Source organism: Bacillus sp. SIMBA_031 (genome assembly GCF_046535225.1).
Classification (GTDB): domain Bacteria; phylum Bacillota; class Bacilli; order Bacillales; family Bacillaceae; genus Bacillus; species Bacillus velezensis.
Genome location: NZ_JAWRXC010000500.1, coordinates 1 through 251 on the forward strand (window position 1 = coordinate 1; position 251 = coordinate 251).

General features: G+C 60.2%; 1 protein-coding gene. It reads left to right on the forward strand.

All coding sequences use genetic code 11. From position 1 onward, the window contains the following. Nucleotides 1–251: AAA family ATPase (locus tag SB724_RS21160; protein WP_410572960.1), on the forward strand; the 251-nt coding region annotated here is incomplete at both ends.

Below are 251 nucleotides of genomic sequence, written 5' to 3' on the forward strand. Positions count from 1 at the left end.
GCTCGACGAAATCGAGAAGGCGCACCCGGACATCTACAACGTGCTGCTGCAGGTGATGGACCACGGCACGCTGACGGACAACAACGGCCGCAAGGCGGATTTCCGCAACGTCATCATCATCATGACGACGAATGCGGGCGCCGAGGCAATGGGCAAGTCGGTGATCGGCTTCACGAATCGCCGGGAAACCGGCGACGAAATGGTCGACATCAAGCGCATGTTCACGCCGGAGTTCCGTAACCGTCTGGACG